General features: G+C 66.0%; 22 protein-coding genes. 12 read left to right on the forward strand and 10 right to left on the reverse strand.

Annotation, left to right across the window (positions count from 1 at the left end; genetic code table 11):
- From DFR43_RS06095 to DFR43_RS06140, 10 genes are all read right to left on the reverse strand, one after another.
- Complete coding sequence (locus DFR43_RS06095) at nucleotides 1-477, reverse strand: crossover junction endodeoxyribonuclease RuvC (RefSeq protein ID WP_133596678.1); 477 nt, start codon at nucleotides 475-477, stop codon at nucleotides 1-3.
- A gap of 144 nt (nucleotides 478-621) precedes the next feature.
- Nucleotides 622-2,907, reverse strand: a complete 2,286-nt coding sequence (locus DFR43_RS06100) for a phage/plasmid primase, P4 family (RefSeq protein ID WP_133596680.1) — start codon at nucleotides 2,905-2,907, stop codon at nucleotides 622-624.
- Entirely contained in the window at nucleotides 2,904-3,158 is a 255-nt protein-coding gene (locus DFR43_RS06105; protein WP_033371809.1) for a hypothetical protein, read from the reverse strand. The genes DFR43_RS06100 and DFR43_RS06105 overlap by 4 nt, the downstream gene beginning before the upstream one ends.
- The gene (locus DFR43_RS06110; protein WP_133596682.1) at nucleotides 3,155-3,901 is read right to left on the reverse strand and encodes a hypothetical protein; all 747 of its coding nucleotides are present in this window, start codon (nucleotides 3,899-3,901) and stop codon (nucleotides 3,155-3,157) included. Before DFR43_RS06110 ends, DFR43_RS06105 begins: the two co-directional genes overlap by 4 nt.
- The gene (locus DFR43_RS06115) at nucleotides 3,898-4,413 is read right to left on the reverse strand and encodes a DUF6511 domain-containing protein (RefSeq protein WP_133596684.1); all 516 of its coding nucleotides are present in this window, start codon (nucleotides 4,411-4,413) and stop codon (nucleotides 3,898-3,900) included. The genes DFR43_RS06110 and DFR43_RS06115 overlap by 4 nt, the downstream gene beginning before the upstream one ends.
- An 11-nt stretch (nucleotides 4,414-4,424) precedes the next feature.
- Nucleotides 4,425-5,054 (reverse strand): hypothetical protein, encoded by a 630-nt coding sequence (locus DFR43_RS06120; RefSeq protein WP_133596686.1) that lies wholly within the window; start codon nucleotides 5,052-5,054, stop codon nucleotides 4,425-4,427.
- 3 nt (nucleotides 5,055-5,057) lie between these two features.
- The gene (locus DFR43_RS06125) at nucleotides 5,058-5,888 is read right to left on the reverse strand and encodes an ATP-binding protein (RefSeq protein WP_211338608.1); all 831 of its coding nucleotides are present in this window, start codon (nucleotides 5,886-5,888) and stop codon (nucleotides 5,058-5,060) included.
- A complete protein-coding gene (locus DFR43_RS06130; protein WP_133596690.1) occupies nucleotides 5,888-6,661 on the reverse strand; it encodes a BRO-N domain-containing protein in 774 nt (257 codons plus the stop codon). Before DFR43_RS06130 ends, DFR43_RS06125 begins: the two co-directional genes overlap by 1 nt.
- A gap of 3 nt (nucleotides 6,662-6,664) precedes the next feature.
- Complete coding sequence (locus DFR43_RS06135; RefSeq protein WP_133596692.1) at nucleotides 6,665-7,144, reverse strand: hypothetical protein; 480 nt, start codon at nucleotides 7,142-7,144, stop codon at nucleotides 6,665-6,667.
- A 10-nt stretch (nucleotides 7,145-7,154) separates the two neighbouring features.
- On the reverse strand, nucleotides 7,155-7,418 hold the full coding sequence (locus DFR43_RS06140; protein ID WP_004869858.1) for a MerR family transcriptional regulator: 264 nt from the start codon (nucleotides 7,416-7,418) through the stop codon (nucleotides 7,155-7,157).
- Nucleotides 7,419-7,646: 228 nt separating this feature from the next.
- Between DFR43_RS06140 and DFR43_RS06145 the strand changes: the two genes are divergently transcribed.
- The 12 genes from DFR43_RS06145 (at nucleotide 7,647) to DFR43_RS06200 (ending at nucleotide 20,183) form a co-directional block, all read left to right on the forward strand.
- Nucleotides 7,647-8,108 carry a helix-turn-helix domain-containing protein gene (locus DFR43_RS06145; RefSeq protein ID WP_024890401.1) on the forward strand — a complete coding sequence of 154 codons (462 nt, stop codon included), beginning with the start codon at nucleotides 7,647-7,649 and terminating at the stop codon, nucleotides 8,106-8,108.
- Nucleotides 8,109-8,112: 4 nt separating this feature from the next.
- Complete coding sequence (locus DFR43_RS06150; protein WP_133596694.1) at nucleotides 8,113-8,685, forward strand: PIN domain-containing protein; 573 nt, start codon at nucleotides 8,113-8,115, stop codon at nucleotides 8,683-8,685.
- A 30-nt stretch (nucleotides 8,686-8,715) separates the two neighbouring features.
- A complete protein-coding gene (locus DFR43_RS06155) occupies nucleotides 8,716-10,971 on the forward strand; it encodes a hypothetical protein (RefSeq protein ID WP_133596696.1) in 2,256 nt (751 codons plus the stop codon).
- A gap of 104 nt (nucleotides 10,972-11,075) precedes the next feature.
- The gene (locus DFR43_RS06160; protein ID WP_024890398.1) at nucleotides 11,076-11,267 is read left to right on the forward strand and encodes a hypothetical protein; all 192 of its coding nucleotides are present in this window, start codon (nucleotides 11,076-11,078) and stop codon (nucleotides 11,265-11,267) included.
- Nucleotides 11,267-11,710, forward strand: coding sequence for a DUF2924 domain-containing protein (locus DFR43_RS06165; protein WP_133596699.1), 444 nt, complete (start codon nucleotides 11,267-11,269; stop codon nucleotides 11,708-11,710). Before DFR43_RS06160 ends, DFR43_RS06165 begins: the two co-directional genes overlap by 1 nt.
- Entirely contained in the window at nucleotides 11,710-13,089 is a 1,380-nt protein-coding gene (locus DFR43_RS06170; RefSeq protein ID WP_133596702.1) for a recombinase family protein, read from the forward strand. The genes DFR43_RS06165 and DFR43_RS06170 overlap by 1 nt, the downstream gene beginning before the upstream one ends.
- A complete protein-coding gene (locus DFR43_RS06175; RefSeq protein WP_004869841.1) occupies nucleotides 13,086-13,469 on the forward strand; it encodes a hypothetical protein in 384 nt (127 codons plus the stop codon). Before DFR43_RS06170 ends, DFR43_RS06175 begins: the two co-directional genes overlap by 4 nt.
- Nucleotides 13,466-13,939: a hypothetical protein gene (locus DFR43_RS06180; protein WP_133596704.1), complete on the forward strand. Its 474-nt coding sequence runs from the start codon at nucleotides 13,466-13,468 to the stop codon at nucleotides 13,937-13,939. The genes DFR43_RS06175 and DFR43_RS06180 overlap by 4 nt, the downstream gene beginning before the upstream one ends.
- A 621-nt stretch (nucleotides 13,940-14,560) precedes the next feature.
- Entirely contained in the window at nucleotides 14,561-15,481 is a 921-nt protein-coding gene (locus tag DFR43_RS06185; RefSeq protein WP_211338609.1) for a WYL domain-containing transcriptional regulator, read from the forward strand.
- 7 nt (nucleotides 15,482-15,488) lie between these two features.
- Complete coding sequence (locus tag DFR43_RS06190) at nucleotides 15,489-17,045, forward strand: class I SAM-dependent DNA methyltransferase (protein WP_133596706.1); 1,557 nt, start codon at nucleotides 15,489-15,491, stop codon at nucleotides 17,043-17,045.
- Entirely contained in the window at nucleotides 17,035-18,429 is a 1,395-nt protein-coding gene (locus DFR43_RS06195; RefSeq protein ID WP_133596708.1) for a restriction endonuclease subunit S, read from the forward strand. The genes DFR43_RS06190 and DFR43_RS06195 overlap by 11 nt, the downstream gene beginning before the upstream one ends.
- The gene (locus DFR43_RS06200; protein ID WP_133596710.1) at nucleotides 18,426-20,183 is read left to right on the forward strand and encodes an SIR2 family protein; all 1,758 of its coding nucleotides are present in this window, start codon (nucleotides 18,426-18,428) and stop codon (nucleotides 20,181-20,183) included. Before DFR43_RS06195 ends, DFR43_RS06200 begins: the two co-directional genes overlap by 4 nt.
- Nucleotides 20,184-20,192 lie beyond the last annotated feature (9 nt).

Genomic DNA, 20,192 nt, shown 5'->3' on the forward strand with positions numbered 1-20,192 from the left:
TCACGCCTCCTGCGCCGCGTCGTGGAGCGGGAGGGCCCAGTGCAACAGCGCCAAGGCGTCGGCCTCGTTGTCGTCCGCCGGGGCGTGACCCCGGCGACGCACGGCCGCCATCACCGCGTCCTTACCGGCGCGGCCAGAGCCGGTGGCGTGCTTCTTGATCGTGCCCACCGGCACGCCCTGGTAGGGGACGCCGTGGTGCTCGCACCAGGCCGCAAGCGTGGCCAGGAAGCCGCCGTAGGCGTGCGCCGCGTCGGTCGAGACGTGGCGGCGCACTTCCTCGAAGACCAGCGTATCGATCCCGTCGGCGTGGGCCTTGAGTTCGCCCAGCCACGTCTTGAAGCGCAGGAAACGCATGCCGCCGCCTTCGAAGCGTCGGGGCTTGAAGGCTTCGGTGCCGCTGGTGATTCGGCCCGTGCGGTCGCGCAGCGCCCAGCCGGTGGTGGTGCCCAGGTCGAGGGCAAGCAGGGTGGTGTGCATGGTGTCAGTCCTCGTTCGGTGGGGACTGACGCATCCGACGCACGATATCGATTACTCCCGTGAGGCGCGCGCACGCGCGCGCGCGCGTAGAGACTTACGATGTACAGCGTCAGATGCGTCAGTCCTGTCGGTGGTCACGGGTGTTCAGTCGTCGGCATAGGGGGTGTAGGCGGGCTGCGTCGGGTGCTTGAGACCCACGCCACGGAAGCCCCGGATGCCGGCGGCGTTGCGCCATTTCTCGACGCCGCGGGTGATCAAGAGGTCGGAGAAGCGGCGCTGTGAGCCGACGAACTCGCCGGCGGCCTCCGCCCACTGCTTCCAGTCGCTGAACAGTTCGGCCGTCAGCGACTTGGCATTGGCCTCGCGCACGCAGCGCTCGTCGAGCCAGCGGCCCAGCGCGTCCTCGGCTTCGAAGTACTCTTCGGTGGCGGCCACCACCTGCGGCGGCGGATCGAGCCGGCCCAGGCGCTGCCAGGCCAGGCAGCCCTCCAGCGCCCAGGCCAGGATCCCGTCGCGCTCGGCGAGCAACTTGTGCTGCAGGTGTTTGTCGCGCCGCTCGGGCGGCACGGTGATCGTGAAGGGGATCAGGTGCAGCCGGCGCTTCATGGCCTCGTCGATGTTGCGGATGGCGGGCTTGTGGTTGCCGGCGACGAAGAGCTTGAACTGCGGCCAGAACTCGAAGAAGTCTTGCCGCATGAACCGCGCCGAGATCTTGTCGCCGCCCGTGAGGCTCTTGACCTTGGACTCGGCCCAGCGCCGCCCTTGCTCGGTTTCGATCGCCGCTACGAAGCGCGCGCCGCGCAACCCCGCCATGTCGGTCGGATGGCGGTCGGTACGCGTCTCCATGAAGGTGTCCATTGGCGCGTTGGCGGCGTAGTCGCCCAGGATCGTGGCCAGGGTGTTGACGAACACCGATTTGCCGTTGGCGCCGGTGCCGTAGAGGAAGAACAGCGCGTGCTCCTGGGTGGAGCCGGTGAGCGCATAGCCCGCCATGCGCTGCAGATAGGCTTGCAGTGCCGCATCGCCGCCGGTCACTTCGGCGATGAACTGCCGCCAGGTCGGGCAGTCGCCGCCGGGCGTGGCGGTCGTGATCTTGGTCATGCGGTCGGCGCGGTCGTGCGCGCGCATGCGGCCCGTTCGGAGGTCGACCACACCGCCTGGGGTGTTGAGCAGCCAGGGATCGGCGTCCCACTCGGCGGTGGTCGCGGCATGACGTCGGTCTGCGCGAGCCAGGCGTTCGACGCCGCCGACGGTGCCGGAGGTGGCCAGCTTGGCCGCCAGCTTGGGGTTGTCGGCCTGGAGGGCCGCGTGTCGGCAGACACCGCGGATCAAGTCGGTGGCCGCCAGCGTCTCCTCGTTGCGCCAGCGCCGACCGTCCCACACCAACCAGCGGCCCCAGGCCGCCACGTAGCGCCAGTCGCGGTGGTAGCGCCGGGTGAAGGCCAGCGCCAGGGCATCTTCGGTGCCCCACACCGATTCATCCGCGCCGATCACCGGCTCGCCGGGGTCCGCAATGTCATGCACCTGCACACGCGGACCGTGGGCGAGGAAGGCGGCGACGTCGAAGCCCTCGGCCACCGCATCGGCCGCGTCCCATCCCTGCGCTGCTTCCTCGGGCGGGTAGAGGATGTGGCAGGACTTCGCGCCGGCGGACAGGATGGCCTGAGCCGCTTGCACGGCGTACTCCCAGCCCGGCTTGTCGCGGTCAGGCCAGACCAAGACGGCCTTGCCCGCCAGCGGCGACCAGTCGGTCTTGTCCACGGGCGCATTCGCCCCGTGCATCGCGGTGGTGGCGCACACGCCGGCGTCGATCAAGGCCTGGGCGCATTTCTCGCCCTCGACCAGCACGACCTGGGCGGCCTCCTGGATCCCCGGCTGGTTGTAGAGGGGCCGCGGCTCGGGCGGAGCCATCTTGCGCCGTTTGGCGTCCCAGGGCCGGAACTCCTTCTTGCGCCCGGGCGGGTCGTAGCGGTAGACCACGGCGATGAGGCGCCCTTGTGCGTCGAGGTAGTCCCACTTGGCGGTGGCCGGGCCGAGGTCGTCGATCGAGGCCTTCTTGGCCGCCTTGCGCGGCGGCGCCGTGAGCGCTCGGCCGACGAGGTCCTCGGCCAGATCGAGGACGCGGGCGAAGTCGCCGTGCACGTCCACGCCGAAGTGAGCGCCGATCAGGTGGAACACATCGCCGCCGGAGCCTTCGGCACGGTCGGTCCAGAGTCCCGCCTTGTCCCCAATGAGCACGACCTCCAGGCTGTCGCCCGGGCTGCCGAGCACGTCGCCGATGAAGAACTTGCCGCGGCGCTTCTTTCCAGCGGGGAACAGGGTGAACAGCACCGACTCCAGCCTCGCGAGCAGGGCGGCGCGAATCTCCTCGCGGCGCGCGGTGGGGTCGGCGTCGGCGGGCGGGTCCGGGAGAGCGTTGAAATCGATCATGCACCGCCCTCCTCGCTGCCATCCGACGCGCTGCGGGCCATGGCTCTCGCGTGGTGCGAGGCCCAAACCTGCAGTTCCGACAGCCGGTAGCGCACCAGCCCACCCAGAAGGTAGTGCGGGATGCGGTGCTTGGCGCGCATCATTGGATCGGCGAACCAGTAGTACGGCAGGCGCAGGCTGGCCGCGGCTTGCTTGGCGTCGATCATGGGCTCGCCAATCGCGCCCGTCGTCGATACGGATCGGGTCCTCATGCCGCAGCCCTCCAGCACCGGTCCTGCCATGGGCACATCCGGCACTCGACATGGGTGGGATCGGAGAACGAGCGCGGCAGCAGTTCGCCCGCCTCGGTGGCCGTGATGACCTTCACGGCCCGGTCGGACATGCGCTGCGCCAACGCCGCATCGAACGGCACCAGCTCGGCGTGGATCTCCATGGTGTCGGCGTTCACCGCCGTGAACAGGGCCGGGTGCGCGTGCAGTTCGAGATAGGCCTGGTAGAGCGCGACCTGGGCGGCGTAGACGGGCTTGGCGACCGCGAGGCGATGTCTCTCCAACTCGCGCCACGATTTGGCGCCCAGGCACTTGTTCTCCCACAGCGCGGGATAGCCGGCCCCAAAGCCGAGGTCGGGCCCGGCGACGAGCACGCCATCGACGTGGCCCTGCAGGCGCCCGTCCAGCGCCGAGAAGCCGAATTGCTCCCCCGCGTCGTCGCGCGTGCGCAGATCGAAGCCCGCCGCGCGCAGCCATCCGACCATGCAGTCCTCGATGACGTGGCCGCGCTCGAAGACGCGCAGCAGGCGGCCGTCGGTCTCGCGACCCGGATCGACCGGGGCGTCGGCAAACTCGTACTGCAGCGCGCGCTCGCAGGCGACCCCGAGGCGCGAGGCGCCCAGGTAGGTGCGGCGAGGCTGCGCCGCGCGAGACTGCTGCAGCCCGGCATCGATCAGCGCCGTGATCTGACCCGACAGGCTCTTGGAGGCGTTGAAGTCCATCATCGCCGCGCCTCCTTGGGTGCTGCCGTGCGTGCCGTCTGCGCTTGAGCCTTCGGCTCCTCCCACGGCAGATCGTCCTCGAGGTCGGCGAAGGGATCGGACACCGGGTGCTTCAGCCCGCGCACCGGCGGGTACTTGGTCGCCTCGTGGTGCTCGACCATCGCCTCCGTGTAGCAGGTGACGATGGCGTCGATCACCTGCAGCGCCTCGGCCTCGGAGTACGCACCGAGGGGCTTGTCGAAGCCGATGCTTTCTGCCGCCGCACCGAAGGCCTTGAGGCACTTCCGCATCGCGGCCAGCTCGACATCAGACGGATCGATCATGGCGACCTCCTTGATGTCGGTGCGCCCCTCGCGCACCCGCAGCCAGTGGCCGTAGAGCGCGTGAAACGCCTCCTGGCAACGCCGCGAGCAGAACACCCAGTCGATCGGATAGCGCCGGGCATCGCCCACCGGATGCCGAAGGTCCGAGTGGCCGTAGCCGCGCGCCTGTCGTTTGCAGACCCAACACTTCACTGACCCTCCTCTCACTGCGCCCAGGCCGGTTTGCCCGGCACGGCGGGGCGTTGCGGGGCGGGCGGCGTGGGGATCGCACGGGGCGGGGCGACCGCCGCCGGGGCGCCACCGTTGCCGGTACCGGGGGCCTTCGGCGGCACGCCCATCAGGCGGACGTAGTCCGGGTGGTCGGGCTCGACGGCGTTTCGGATGACGTTCTTCAAGTCGCCGCGGCCGTCCTTCTCGACGTCGATGCGGGCCGCAAACTCGATGCCGTCGAGCTCGTGGAAGCCCTGGATGCGCCGCGCGGCGGCGGCCTGCGGGCTCATGTCCTGCGGATGGACGTTGCGGGCGGAATTGAGCACGGCGCGCACGAAGCTGCGCCCCATCTGGCCCCAGGCCGGGCCCTTCGCGCTGTGCAAGCCGATGTTCGACCACAGCTTGCGCCGAGCGTACTCGCCCTCCAGCACGACGAACTCGGCCGCGAGATACACCGAGCCGGTCTCGAAGCTCTGCGTGGCGTAGCCCCCGGTCCAGCCTTGGGCCGGGTCATCAAAGCCCCCGGGCTTGAGGGTCATGCGCACGCGGGCGAGCGTGCCCTTGGGGATGAGGTCGAAGCTTTGCTGCTGTTCGGCGTCGTTGAAATCGGACCAATGGGTCATGGCTTACTCCTGGGATGCAGTGGGGGATGGCGGGATTCGAGTGGCGGCGGCGCACTTGTCGATCAGCGCGCGCAGGTTCGGCGGCTCCAGCAACTCGAGCTGGCCGGAGCGGTCCTTGGCCGGGACGCCGTAGGGGTTCACCGTGTGGCAGACGAAGGCGCGGTAGGACGAGCCGTCCTCGGCCTTGATCTCGGCCAAGGTGACGACTTCATCGACGATGCCGGGCAGTTCCGCCGCGGTCTTGGCGCCCTCGATCTGCGGCACGAAGACCTTGCGGTTGAAGTCGTCCAAGCGCTCGTCGAGGATGGCCACGAACACGACGTGCTTGCCGCGCGCGTGCTGCAGGTGGGTCAGCGCCCCGATGAGCTCGGCGCCCAGCAGCCCGTAGGCGCCGCGGGTGTCGGGCTTGCCGGTGCGCTCGCTGTAGGCCTGCGGCTGGGTCTTGGCCCAGACGAGCGCCAGACGGGCGAGCACCGTGATGCTGTCGACGAAGTAGGTGTCGTACTTGGCCAGTTGCGCCGGGTCGCCGTAGCGCTCGCACACATGCCGGTAGTGCGCCTCGGAGAACGGCGCGTCGGCCGGCAATGCCGGGTTCGGGCCGGCGAGGAACACCGCGAGATCGCGGAACTCCGGCCAGGTGCTCGGGCGCACGCAGTCGCCGCGCCAGTCCTTGACGGCCAAGTCGCCAGCCTCGAGGTCGACGAACAGGGTCGATCCTTCCGGCAGCGTCTTGAGCTGGCTGGTCTTGCCGATGCCGCTCTTGCCTAGAAGCACGAGCTTCACGCCCTGCTTCTCGCGCAGCCGCTCATCGGCGGTGATGATGGGGAGGGCCATCACGCCACCTCCTTCAGCACTTCAGCGACGGCGGGGTTCCAGAGGATCTGGTAGCCGCTGTGCCCGTTGCGCGAGTACGGCATGGCTTCGGCCCAAGCCTCGCCGGCTTCGGTCAGTTCCCACTCGTCGCGTTCGTTGCGCAACTGCAGGCCGTGGTGGGCCAGGCGCTGGTTGGTGGCCTTGGCCGACAGGCCGAGCAGCCTGCCGAGCTGGGTGGCGTTGAGCGAGCAGATCGCCTCGTTCGCCGCAGTGTCCCGGGCAGGAAGGGCGCGGCGCAGCGTCTCGACCGCCAGGCCCGTGTTCTCCTGGATGCAGGAGAGCGTGGCCGCCATCGCGATGCCGGGTTTGACCCCCGGCACCTTGGCCACGGCCTCGCCGATCAGCAGCAGAGCGGCGATGCGGTCCTGGGTGGGTGCCGGCAGGGTCGGGCGTGCACTTGGCGCCGTGTAGCTGCCCGTCTTGCGGATCGCCGGCAGCACCTCGTGGGTGACCCAGCGCTTGAAGCGCTTGGCCTCGCGCTTGCGGCTGCCGAGGACCAGGCTGTACAGCCCGGGCTCGTTGACGACGTTGACCTGGTCATTGCCGCGCGAGATGCCCTGAATTGAGATCAGGGCTTGCTCGTCAGGGTCCAGTCGCGCCAGGGCGCGGGTGGTGTTCGGCAGTTCAAGAACCGCGCACACATCCACCGCGACGAACCACGGTTCGCCTTGGGCATCCGTGACGACCCGGACCGGACGGCCTTCGAAATCAAACGGGATCAGTTCGGTGCTCATGGATCACTCCTCCGAGACGAGGGCCAGCCGGAACGTGGGCTTGCCGGGCTTGACGGTGCGGGCGGCATCGAACCCGGCGCGCAGTGCCGGCGGCCAGTTGGAGAAGCGCGATTCCGAGACGGAGTACTCGACGTCCAGGTAGTCCTCGACCTTCTCGCCGGCGGCGGCGATGCGCCGGGCGATGGCGGCCAGTTGCGCCTGGTCCCAGGACACGCGCTTCGGGACATCGACCGTCACGCGAAGCAGCCCGTCCTTCAGGTGCACGACGCCGAAGTCCTTGCCCGCCTCGAGGCGGGCAGCACGGGCCTGCTCGCCGTAGGCGGCCTCCAGCGCAGCGTCGAACTTGGCGCGGGCCTGCTTGAGCCAGGCGAGCGCTTCGTCGAGGTTGCGGCTGATCTCCGCCTTCTGGGCAGGCGGCAGCGCGGCCAGCTGGCCGACGGACATCGCGGCGATGTCGGCGGGGTAGAGGGTGAGGTCGCTCATGGCCGCCCCCTCACTGGTATGCCCGAGCGAAGGTCGAGTAGCGCGAGACGCGCCGCTCGAAGGCCTCGACGTCGCTGATCAGGTAGGTGACGCGTGCGCCCAGCTTGCAAAAGACCGGGCCCAGCTGCTCCTGCCGCCAGCGGCGCAGGGTGTGGACGGACAGTCGCCAGCGGGCGGCGAGTTCGAACTCGTTGAGCGCGACCGGCGTCGTGCCTTCGGGTGGTGCCGGATAGAAGTTCCGGGTGGATCGAACAGATGCAGGGTGTTTCTGCATGGCGGGGCTCCTTCTGTTTGGGAGCCCTCATTGAATTGCCCGGCGCTTTGGGCTTGGGCGAGTGCTTTTTAGGCGATCACGGGGCGCGGCCCGACCGGTGGCGAGCCAGGCATGCGCCTTAAGTCTTTGATTTGTATGGTCCGAACAATGTCTTTTCGGTTATTGCGATTTCGTTTGTTTCGGTTATACTGCCCCTTGCTGCGAATCACCCCCTGCCTGGAGAGCCCCATGACGACCCCCGCCATCCCCAAGGCGCTGCCCTCGGCCGAGGACGTCGCGCTCGCCCGGGAGTCCGGGCGCGTGCTCTCGACGGTGCTGCAAACGCGCGCCGAGACCCAGCAGATCGACTTCCACGACGACAAGGGCGCGGTGCGCTCAGTGACGCTGCCGACCACGGCGCTGCGGTTGCTGCTGGACGTGCTGACCGAGATCGGCCAGGGCAATGCCGTCACCGTCATCCCCATCCACGCCGAGCTGACCACGCAGGAAGCGGCCGACCTGCTCAACGTCTCGCGGCCCTTCCTCGTGCAGTTGCTGGAAAAAGGCGAGATCCCGTTCCACAAGATCGGCACGCATCGTCGGGTGCGCTACCAGGACGTGATCGCCTACAAGCACCGGATCGATGCCGAGCGCCGCAAGGCCCTCGACGAACTGGCCGCGCAGGCCCAGGAACTCGGCATGGGGTACTGAGCGGATGAGCTCGCACTTCACCGTCGTCTACGACGCCTGCGTGCTCTATCCCGCGCCCCTGCGCGATCTGTTGATGCATCTGGCGCTGTCCGATCTGTACCGGGCGCGCTGGAGCGACATGATTCACGACGAGTGGATGCGCCACGTGCTGGCCAGCCGTCCCGATCTGACTGCCGAACAGCTCGAGCGCACGCGGCGGCTGATGAACGCCCACGTCCGCGACTGCCTGGTCACCGGCTTCGAGTACCTGATTCCCTCGATCGAGTTGCCCGACCCCAGCGACCGCCATGTGGTGGCGGCCGCCATCCACGCCGGTGCCAGCCTGATCGTGACCTTCAACCTCAAGGACTTTCCGCCCGAGGCGCTCAAGCCCTACAACCTCGCGGCGCAGCATCCGGACGACTTCATCGTCGATTTGCTGGACCTGCACCCGGCCGGCGTGCTGGAAGCAGCCGCCCGCCACCGGCGCAGTCTGAAGCACCCGCCCAAGTCGGCGGACGACTACCTGGACACCCTGCTGGCGCAGGGGCTGACGCAATCGGTGGCGGTGATGCGCCCATGGGTCATGGCCATGTGAGGGACCGCTTCGCGCTGTATCGGAGGGAGCATGGGCAAGAAGACCCTGACCAACGCACATTGTCTGCTGGAACTGACCGAGCAGGCCCCCCCTGCGGTCCTACGCTCGTTTGCCGGTTTACCCGAGTGCCTGGGGCTGCAGCGCGGGTTCGACTGGACGCAGCCCGACGAGGGGCTGAGCGCTGCCCTCATCGAGCACATCAAGCACCTGCGCAAGGAGCAGCGCGATCCGGCCGAGCGCGAAGCCTTGCGGGTGCTGCGCCTGAGCACCGCACGCGGGGCCGCCATCCTCGCCACCGTCGCCGAGCAGCTCTACGACGAGGACCTGCTCGCACGGTTTCGTGCGCAAGAAGGCGGCGAGGTCGGTCGCGCGGTGTGGATGCGCACGCACAGCGAGGCCTCGATCAAGCTCTTCGACACTGCCGAGTCCATCGTCAACACCCAGGACCTGAAGGGGCTCAAGCGCCTGCACGACGCGTTCGACGTGCCCGGCGAGGCGCCGCCCTTCCTGTGGAACGATGCGGTCAAGGACCGGCTGGAAGCGCAACTCACCGAGGCGATGCGGCTGGCCGAGCCCTGCGAGGTCATCCACGTGGCCATGGAGGAGCCGAACCGGCAAGGCCAGACCCAGGCGACACACTACCTCGTGGTGCGTTTCGCCGGCGATCAGGTGGCCGCGGTGGAGATGCGCAACCGCCAGCGCAAGAGCTTCTTCTACTTCCCGGCGCGCGACGCCACCCTCATCTACGCGCCTCATCGTGGGCTCGTCGAAGTCTTTGCCCCGACGCTGGGCACCCGTGCGCCGCTGGCCAACGTGCTGTCCCGGCACGGCTTCAAGGCCCCCTTGTCGAACCGTCCGCTGGACCGCTCGCGCTACGACCTGTCGCGCTTTGCGCGGCCACTGAAGGACACCAAGCCGCGCATCGACTGGGGCCGCATCGAGCGGCTGTATCTGACCGAAGCCAAGGCTTTGCTTGGGCATGCCACGGACGCCGTCACGCTGCACATCGACAGCGGCGCAGAACTGCACGAGGTGATCGACGAGCGCTGGGGCAACCACCCCTTCGCGCAGCCTGGTGCCTTGCTCGGTGTGACCCTGGTGGCCGAACTGGTGTTCGAGGGGGAGACGGCGGCCACCCCGCTGGCCATCGTGCTGGCCGAGCCCGGTCGCTGCAGCCTGGCTGGCGAGAAAGACCAACGCCTGCGCCGCGCCGGGATGCAACTGCTCGAGGCCCTGGGGGTGCGCAAACCGCTGCACCCGGGCTGCGGGCGGGACGATCCGAGCCTGATCGCGCAGGTGGCCCGGCTTCTGGAGAGCGCCAGCAGCCCGATGGACGGCTTCGCACTGCATAAGCTCGGCATCGACATCGAGCGGCTGCAGGACGAAGGCATCCTCATCGAAGGCGAGCGCATCGCCGAGCTGTCGGTCCCCGTCGACGAAGGCGAGCCGATGAAGGTGGTGCTCGAACGCTGCGCCGATGCCGACACCGTGCGCTACCGCGATCCTCTGACGGGCAACGACGTGGTCCTGCCGGCCCGTCTCGCCCGGCGCTGGAAGGTGCAGCTGGACTGGTTGCGCGAGGAATTGATCACGGCGCTGGGATCGGCCTTGAAAGGACCCCGCTGTCGGCACTTCGACGACGAGCCGGTGTTCCTTGGCGAGATCGACATCGACGGCCATGCCGTGGCGCTGTACTTCGCCTCCAGGATGTCCCACGAGCGCGCGTACGCGAAAGTCGACGCTGCGTTGAGGCTTCGTCCGCGCCCGGTGGCAGGCGTGGTGTTGACGACGACCTCGACGCCGCTGCCATTCGCCGGCACCAATGTCGTCATTCCCATCGAGGATGTGCTCGCCGATGCGGGCAACGGCAGCGCCATCGACCTGGACCGGCTGAAGGTGGCCTATCGCCACGGGCAACTGGCGGCCATGGGCGGGTCGACGGTGACGCTCAAGGTCGCCCCCGATGGTCACGCGGCGACGCTGTACCTTCCGGGCAAGGCGCCGTGGCGGGTCACGGGCAAAGCAAGGATCGCCGTCTTGCAGCGGCTGGTGGAGGCCTGGGCCGCAGGAACGCCCCACGTCAACACGAAGGCGCTGATGGCCGGCACGGGCTGCACGTCTCCGGCCAACCTCTTCACCGGCAAGCACTCGCCCTGGCGCGACTATCTCGAAAGGGTCCCAGGCACGCGGGCGTGGCAGCTGAAGCTGACCCCACTCGATCGAGTGGTCGTCGATGACAGCGACACGCGCAGCGCTGCGATCGAAGCAGTCACCGAAGACGTCTGACCGCCGTTGAGGCGTCAGCGCGCCGCGCCGATTGATCGGCGTTGCGATCCGCTTCGGAAATCTGCGCACATCATCCCTGGCGGTTTCGATTCCCTGGAGCCGTCATGAGAAACCTCGAACTTGCATCTCCGGCAGAGATGAGCGCCAGCGCCCGTGCTGGCGAAATCACCACCATCCTTGCGGCCGCCATCGTCCGTACCCTCGGGTCTTCCGGGCTGGAACAGAGCGCGGTTCGCCTTGGCTTCTTGCCCGACCAGCGCGTTCATACAACCCCCTCTCAACAGGAGAAGTTGTGATGAACGAGAAACAAGCTTCCATCGCGGCGCGGATCGCCGAGCTGAGTCACCTGCCGATGGCCGAACTCTGGGTGCTCTGGGATCGGTACTTCGAGCGGCGCCCGGAGTTTCCGAACCGCACCCATGTCGAATCCCGTATCGCCTACAAGCTGCAGGAAGAAGCCTTCGGCGGACTCGCACCCGAAACGCGCCAGCGCCTTGAGGCCATCGGCGCGAAGCACTCCAAGATCAAACTGCGCGCGCGCCCGCGCAAGTTCGACTTCGCACCGGGCACCGTGCTGCTACGCGAATGGGGCGAGCGCGAGCACCGGGTGACGGTTGACGCCGATGGTCACTTCGAATACGAAGGCCGCCGCTTCAAGAGCCTGACCGCCGTGGCGCGGCACATCACCGGCCAGCATTGGAGCGGCCCGCTGTTCTTCGGCCTGAAGGGAGGCGCCTGATGACGGAAATCGCCTCCACCAAGGCGCGCAAGCGCTGTGCGGTCTACTGCCGGGTGTCGTCGGACGAGCGGCTCGACCAGGAGTTCAACTCCATCGATGCGCAAAAGGAAGCCGGGCACGCCTTCATCGCCAGCCAGCGCGCCGAGGGATGGATTCCGGTGGCCGACGACTACGACGACCCCGGCTACTCCGGCGGCAACACCGAGCGCCCGGCCTTGAAGCGCCTGATGGCCGATATCCAGCGCGGGCTGATCGACATCGTGGTGGTCTACAAGATCGACCGCCTGACGAGGAGCCTCGCCGACTTCTCCAAGATGGTCGAGGTGTTCGAGCGCCACGGCGTGTCCTTCGTCTCGGTCACGCAGCAGTTCAACACCACGACCTCGATGGGGCGGCTCACGCTCAACATCCTGCTGTCCTTCGCCCAGTTCGAGCGCGAGGTCACGGGCGAGCGCATCCGCGACAAGATCGCCGCGGCCAAGAAGAAGGGGCTGTGGATGGGCGGCGTGCCGCCACTGGGCTACGACGTGGCGAACCGGCAACTGGTCATCAACGAAGCCGAGGCGGCCGTGGTGCGCCGCATCTTCGAGGAGATGCTCTCAATCGGTTCGCCGACCCAGATCGCTGCTCGACTGACTGCCGAGGGCATCACGACCAAGGCGTGGACGACGCAGGACGGGCGGGTTCGCACCGGCACACGTATCGACAAGAAGTACATCCACAAGGTGCTGCGCAACCGCATCTACCTCGGGGAGCTGTCGAGCCGGGGCCAGTGGTACCCCGGCGTGCACGAGCCGATCATCGAACGCCAGCTGTGGGACCAGGTTCACGCGGTGCTGGCCCGCGACAGCCACGCGCGGTCGGTGGACACCAAGATCCGCTCGCGCAACGACGCGCTGCTGCGGGGGCTGCTGTACGCGCCGACGGGCGAACGCATGTACCCCACGTACTCGCGCAAGAACGGCCGCAAGTACCAGTACTACGTCTCCAAGTCCGAGAGCCGCTTCGGCGCGCCGGGCAAGAGCTACGAGCGCCTGCCCGCCCGCGAGATCGAGGCGGCGGTCGTGGCCCAGATCCGCACCGTGCTGACCAGCCCCGAATCCATCGCCGCCGTCGTGCGCCACATCCAACGCCAGGGCGTGCCGATCGACGAGACCACGGTCGTGATGGCGATGGGGCGCCTCAACGACGTGTGGGATCAGCTCTTCCCGGTTGAGCAGCACCGCATCGCCAACCTGATGATCGAGCGCATCGATCTCGTCCACACCGACGAGATGCAGGGCATCCGGGTGAAGTGGCGCGAACTGGGCTGGGACGCCTTGATCGGCGAGTTCGCGCCCAGGAGCATCGGCGCCGAGCTGCTGGAGGTCGAGGCATGAAGGACGGGACGCTCGAGACCTTCGTGCCGCTGACCCTGCGGCGGCGCGGCGTGCGCCGGCTGGTTCAGCACCAGGCCGAGGACCGGGACGCGCACGACAGCACGCTCATCGAAGGGATGGCACGGGCCTTCCACTGGCAACGGCTGCTAGACAGCGGCGCGATGCCCAGCGGCTCGGCCATCGCGCGTGCCGAAGGGCTGCACCACTCGGTGGTCAACGAGCTGCTGCGCCTGACGCTGCTCGCGCCCGACATCGTCGAGATGCTGATGGCCGGGCGGCAGCCACGCCGGATGAGCCTGATCTGGTTCCAGCGCCACCCGCTGCCGGTGGACTGGGCGGCCCAGCGCGAGATCGTGCGGCGCTTCGAGGAGAAAGCGTGAGCACGAAGCACCGGGGACGCATCGAGGGAGCGCCGGTCACCCAGAGACTGCCCACGCCTGCGGGCGGCGTGAAGCTGGAAACCTTTGTGCCCTGGCGGCTCGTCCAGCGTGGCACCCGGCGCGCGGTGATCCCACCACCTGGGGTCCGGACGGCCGTCGAGGCGCACTCGACCTGGGCCGCTCCCGTGCGCACCGAGATCCCGGACACCGCTCTCCTGCGAGCGCTTGGGCTGGCGCACCACTGGCAGCGGCTGCTCACCGAGGGAAGGGTTGCCTCGGCGGCCGAGATCGCCAAAGCCGAGGGGATGGACGTCTCGCAGGTCCATCGCCTTATGCGGCTGACCCTGCTGGCCCCCGAGTTGGTGGAGCGCCTCGCCGCCACCCCCGAACTCCCCGTCGAGCGACTGCTGGGGCGCCCGTGGCCCTATGGCTGGGCCGAGCAGATCCGGGTGCTGGCCTCGATGCCCTGACGGGCCCTGTCATCACATCGCCGCCGCCTTCGGGCGGCCTTTTTGCGGCCTGACGATCTCTCTCGGTCGCCGCCGCCGGGCAGTTGCCGACTGCAACCGGCGCCGCTAAGTCCTTGATGGAGCACGTACAGGTCCCCGGAGTCCTCCACGGACACTGAGCGAAAAACAGAGAACAGAGAGGCCGTGAGGGGCGAAGGCGGTCCGAGCTCAAAGGCTGCGTCCGCAAGATCACGCCGTGAACACGCGCCAACACGCGGGGAACGCGCAAGAAAAAAGGCCAACCGATAAGGGTTGGCCTTGGGTAAATGGTGGTGCTAAGGCGACGCCACGCGGCCTATCACGGCTGCAATGGGTTCCGATGAGCACCGTTCAGCGATGATTCTACGCTGATCGCCGTCCTTTGATACTCCAGCGTTGCGTCCGGCGGCCTTTTGTAGACGCCGATTCGATCCCCCAACACGGAATCGAACTCGACGGCCAAGGGGTGGCTGCGTCCTTGTTGTTGCAGTCCAAGTTGTGGCGCATAATGTCATCAGTTTGATGATGTGAACCGCCTGGCAATGGACAAACATAAAACCAATCGCAGTCTTTCGGTCGTCCGCTTGGGATGAGGAGCCTTCGGTGACTCAACCCCAGCGCGTCGAGAGCTTGAGCCACGCCCAGCGCGAGCGGCTGGCCTTCATCGACTTCCGGCTCTACTTCTTTGGTGAGATCGGCCGCCCCGACCTGATCGAGCGCTTCGGCGTGGCTCCGGCCGGGGCGACGCGTGACCTGGCGCTGTATCGGGAGATCGCGCCGCAGAACATCACCTTTGACGGTAGCAACAAGATCTACCGGATCGGGCAGGCGTTCTCCCCGCTGTTCGAACACGCATCCCAGCGTGTGCTGTCGGCGCTGGCTCTGGGCTTCGGTGATGGCGTGCATGGCCCCTCTGCAAAACCCCTGCAGCCGCTGCTGCCGTGCGAGTCACCCACGGCCCTGAGCAACCCAAAAATGGATGTCTTGGCCCCGGTCTGCCGGGCGATCCACGCCAAGCGTCCCCTCGCCATTCGCTACCACTCGATGAGCAGCGGCGAATCGGAACGGGTCATCGTGCCCTTTGCGCTGGTGGACACCGGCCTACGCTGGCACGTCCGTGCCTTCGATCGCAAGAGCGGCGAGTTCCGCGATTTCGTCGTCACCCGCATCGAAGCGCCAACGCTGCTCGACGAGGAGCCGCAGCCCTTTGAGCGGCCAGACAACGACATCCAGTGGACGCGCATCGTTGAGTTGGATTTGGTGCCGCATCCACGCCTCGCACGCCCGGAAATCATCAAGATGGACTACGGGATGGAGGGGGGCTCGATCCGGATGCGCGTGCGCGCCGCCGTCGCGGGTTACATGCTGCTGCGCTGGAGTGTGGACTGCTCGCCCGACCACCGGCTCAAGGAAGAACAGTACCGCCTTGCCTTAAGCGATCCGCTCGCCCTGTATGGCGTTGAGAACGCAAAACTCGCACCGGGGTATCAAGCCCCGGCCGCAAAGACATTTCGCAAAGGATAAGAACCCGATGGCACAGAAGGACACTGCCAAAAACGGCAACGGAGGCAACCTCGGTTTCGAGGCGGATCTGTTCAAGGCCGCCGACAAGCTGCGCGGCAACATGGAGCCCAGCGACTACAAGCACGTCGCGCTCGGACTCATCTTCCTGAAGTACATCTCCGACGCCTTCGAGGCCAAGCACCGGGCGCTGCTGGCCGAAGACCCGCAAGCCGCCGAGGACAAGGACGAATACCTCGCCGACAACGTGTTCTGGGTGCCCAAGGAGGCGCGCTGGTCGCACCTGCAAGCCAACGCCAAGCAACCCACCATCGGCACCTTGATTGATGATGCGATGCGCGCCATCGAGAAGGACAACGAATCCCTGAAGGGCGTGCTACCCAAGGACTACGCCCGGCCCGCGCTCAACAAGGTGATGCTGGGCGAGCTGATCGACCTGATCTCCGGCATCGCACTGAACGAAGACGGCGACAAGTCGAAGGACGTCCTCGGCCGCGTGTACGAGTACTTCCTCGGCCAGTTCGCCGGCGCCGAAGGCAAGCGCGGCGGCGAGTTCTACACGCCCCGCTCGGTCGTGCGCGTGCTGGTCGAAATGCTGGAGCCGTTCCAGGGTCGCGTATACGATCCCTGCTGCGGCTCCGGCGGCATGTTCGTGCAGTCGGAAAAGTTCGTGCAGGAGCACGGCGGGCGCATCGGCGACATCGCCATCTACGGCCAGGAGAGCAACTACACCACCTGGCGGCTGTGCAAGATGAACCTGGCCGTGCGCGGCATCGACGCCGACATCCGCTGGAACAACGAAGGCAGCTTCCACAAGGACGAACTGCGCGACCTCAAGGCCGACTACATCCTCGCCAACCCGCCGTTCAACATCTCCGACTGGGGCGGCGAGCGCCTGCGTGAAGACGTGCGCTGGAAATTCGGCGCACCGCCCGTGGGCAACGCCAACTACGCCTGGCTGCAGCACATCTATCACCACCTCGCCCCCAACGGCACCGCCGGCGTCGTGCTGGCCAACGGCTCGATGAGCTCCAACCAGTCCGGCGAAGGCGACATCCGCCGCGCGTTGATTGAGGCCGATGTGGTCGATTGCATGGTCGCCCTGCCCGGGCAACTGTTTTACTCCACGCAAATCCCCGCCTGCCTGTGGTTTCTGGCCCGCAACAAAAACCCCGGCAAGGGATTGCGCGACCGCAGAGGCCAAGTGCTGTTCATCGACGCCCGCAAGATGGGGGTGCTGGTGGACCGCACCCGGCGCGAACTCACCGATGATGAAATCAAAAAGATCGCCGACACCTACCACGCCTGGCGCGGCGAGAAAGGTGCGGGCGACTACGCCGACGTGCCCGGCTTTTGCAAATCCGCCACGCTGGAGGACATCCGCAAGCACGGCCACGTGCTGACACCGGGGCGCTATGTCGGCGCGGCGGAACAGGAGGACGACGGCGAGCCGTTCGCGGACAAGATGGCGCGGCTGGCGGCCCAGTGGCGCGAACAGCGCGAGCAGGCCGCCAAGCTGGATGCGGCCATCGAGGCCAACTTGAAGGAGCTTGGGTATGGCGGGTGAGTGGAAAGAGACTCCTTACGGGCAATTCTCTGCGGATTTTTGCGTTGATCGTCTTTCTAATCTTTGCGATCCGAATGCTGGCATCCAGACAGGACCATTTGGTAGCCAGCTTCATCAAGAAGACTACGTTCAGAATGGCACGCCAATTATCACAGTTGAGCATTTGGGTGAAAATCGAATCCTCCACGAAAATACACCCAAAGTCTCTGACGCTGATCTCAAACGGTTATCACGCTATCAGCTAAGTCAAGGCGACATCGTATTTAGCCGTGTGGGGTCGGTCGATCGTCGCGCATTAGTCAGAGAGCAGGAGGAAGGCTGGCTTTTTTCCGGTCGATGCCTCCGTGTACGACCAGACCCAAACAAGATTGACCCCCTATATCTCTCGTATTTTTTTGGTCTTCCTGCCTTTAAGGAGCACATCAGATCAATTGCGGTTGGGGCAACCATGCCATCACTAAACACCTCGCTTTTAAGCGAGATCGTTGTTCCTCACCCCCCAAAGATCGAAGAACAACGCGCCATTGCCCACATCCTCGGCACGCTGGACGACAAGATCGAGCTCAACCGCAAGCAAAACGAAACCCTGGAGGCGATGGCCCGCGCCTTGTTCAAGGCGTGGTTCGTGGACTTCGAGCCCGTGCGCGCCAAGATGGAAGGCCGCTGGCAGCGCGGCCAGTCGCTTCCCGGCCTGCCCGCGCACCTCTACGACCTCTTCCCCGACCGTCTCGTCGAGTCGGAGTTGGGGGAGATTCCGGAGGGGTGGCGTCATTCGACGATTGGCGAAGAAGTGACGGTCTGCGGCGGATCTACGCCCAGCACCAAGGAACCAGAGTTTTGGGAAGGTGGGCAACACTGCTGGGCAACGCCCAAAGACCTGTCCGCCCTGAAGTTTCCTGTTCTGCTGGACACGGATCGAAAGATTACCGATGCCGGTCTTGCAAAGATCAGCTCTGGCCTCTTGCCAGTAGGCACGGTGTTGCTCTCGTCACGGGCGCCAATCGGCTATTTGGCGATTACCGAAATTCCGACAGCCATCAACCAAGGCTTCATCGCGATGAAGTGTGACGGCGCTCTGCCAAATGTCTACGTGCTGCAGTGGTGCAGACAAAGCATGGATGCCATCGTCGGCAACGCCAACGGCTCGACGTTCCAGGAAATCAGCAAGAGCAACTTCCGACCACTTCAGGTTGTAGTTCCTTCCGATCTGGTGCTGGCAAGTTTTACAAGGTCGGCAGGCTCCCTCTATCGACAGCTGGCGGAAAACGAACGTGAGGCCCGCTCTCTCGCCCAACTCCGCGACACCCTGCTGCCCAAGCTTATCTCCGGCGAGTTGCGCGTTCCAGATGCCGAGCGGATTCTTGAAGAGGCGGAGAAGGCATGATCGATCCGCTGCACTCGCTTGCATTCTCCATCCAGGCGAATCCTGGCGTCTATGCCGTATTAGTCGGCTCGGGCGTTTCGCGCTCCGCTCAGATCCCCACAGGCTGGGAGATCACACTCGATTTCGTTCGCAAACTGGCCGGAGTGGCTGGTGAAAACTGCGGAACCGATCCAGCCATTTGGTATCGCGAGCGTTACGGCAAGGAACCCGATTATTCCGATTTGCTGGACGCGCTGGCCAAAACCCCGGCTGAACGCCAGCAGTTGCTGCGCGACTACCTGGAGCCCTCCGAGGAGGAGCGCGCTGAGGGCCTCAAGGCCCCCACCGTCGCACACCGGGCCATCGCCAGCCTTGCGGCGAAGGGATACATCCGCGTCATTATCACCACCAATTTTGACCGTCTAATGGAGACGGCTCTGGCGGATGTTGGTGTGGTGCCGACCGTGCTCAGTTCGCCGGATCAGGTGCACGGCGCGATGCCTCTGATTCACACCCGCTGCTGCGTGTTCAAGGTGCATGGCGACTACCTTGACACCCGAATCCGCAACACGCCCGCCGAGCTGGAGACCTACCCCAAGGAATTCGACGATCTGCTGGATCGGATATTCGACGAGTTCGGCCTGATCGTTTGCGGTTGGTCGGCGGAATGGGATACCGCTTTGCGTGCTGCCGTAGAACGGTCGGTGTCCCGGCGCTTTTCTCACTTCTGGGCGGTGCGTGGCGAGCCGGGCAATGCCGCCAAGCGCCTGATCGGACATCGGCAGGCGCAACTGCTCCAGATTTCCGATGCGGACAGATTTTTCTCGGAGCTGGCGCGTCTGGTCGAGGCGCTGGAGCAATTCTCGCGGCCGCATCCCCTATCGACCGAAGCTGCGGTTGCCAGCCTCAAAGGCTATCTCGCCGAGACCAAGCACCGCATCCGTCTTGCCGATCTTGTCGGTGGTGAGGTAGACCGAGTACTCGACGCCACTGCCACTCCTGCATTCGCTTTGCAAGGTGGGCCTGCGCCAGATACGAATACTTTTACGGCACGGGTGCGCTCCTATGAGGCCGCCTGCGAGACGCTCATCGCGATGGCCGTGGTGGGTAGCTATTGGGTGGAGGATTGGCATTGCGTCACGTGGCAGACGGCCTTAACAAGGCTGGCCACACGGCGCGGGGAATCAGGCTTCAACCTTTGGGTTGAATTGCAGCGTTATCCCGCTACTTTGCTTCTTTATGCATTGGGGCTGGGTGCGGTTGAAGCTGGCGAACGAGGACTGCAGTTCATAGGGAGGCTGTTCGGCACCACTGTCCACCGGGAGCATAGGGAGGATAAGACCGCTATCGAATTACTGCCACCATTTTGCCTTTTCGAGCGTGGCAATGAGCCAGCGAAGCTTCTCGAAGGCATGGACCGTCGTTACGCGCCGCTCAACGACTGGCTGCATGCGCTGCTGCAACCGCGATTCCGCAGTCTGATTCCTTCGGAGTCCCGATTTAGCTATGCCTTCGACAGGCTGGAAGTCCTGATGGCGCTCAGTTATGCCTATTTCGCAAAACGAGACAAAGACTGGTACTGGGTGCCTCCAGGCTGCTACGGCTATCGGGGGGATAACCTGGATCGCATCCTGAAAGAGCTGCGTTCCTCTCTGGAAAGCCTCGAAGAAAAATCGCCATACGTCCGAAGCGGCATCTTTGGTAAGTCCGCTGAGGAGTGCAGCGCCGGGATAGATGCTTTTACAACATGGGTACCAAAGCTGAGATGGTTCTAGAAAACGCTA

This window comes from Tepidicella xavieri, from assembly GCF_004363315.1.
GTDB classification, from domain to species: domain Bacteria; phylum Pseudomonadota; class Gammaproteobacteria; order Burkholderiales; family Burkholderiaceae_C; genus Tepidicella; species Tepidicella xavieri.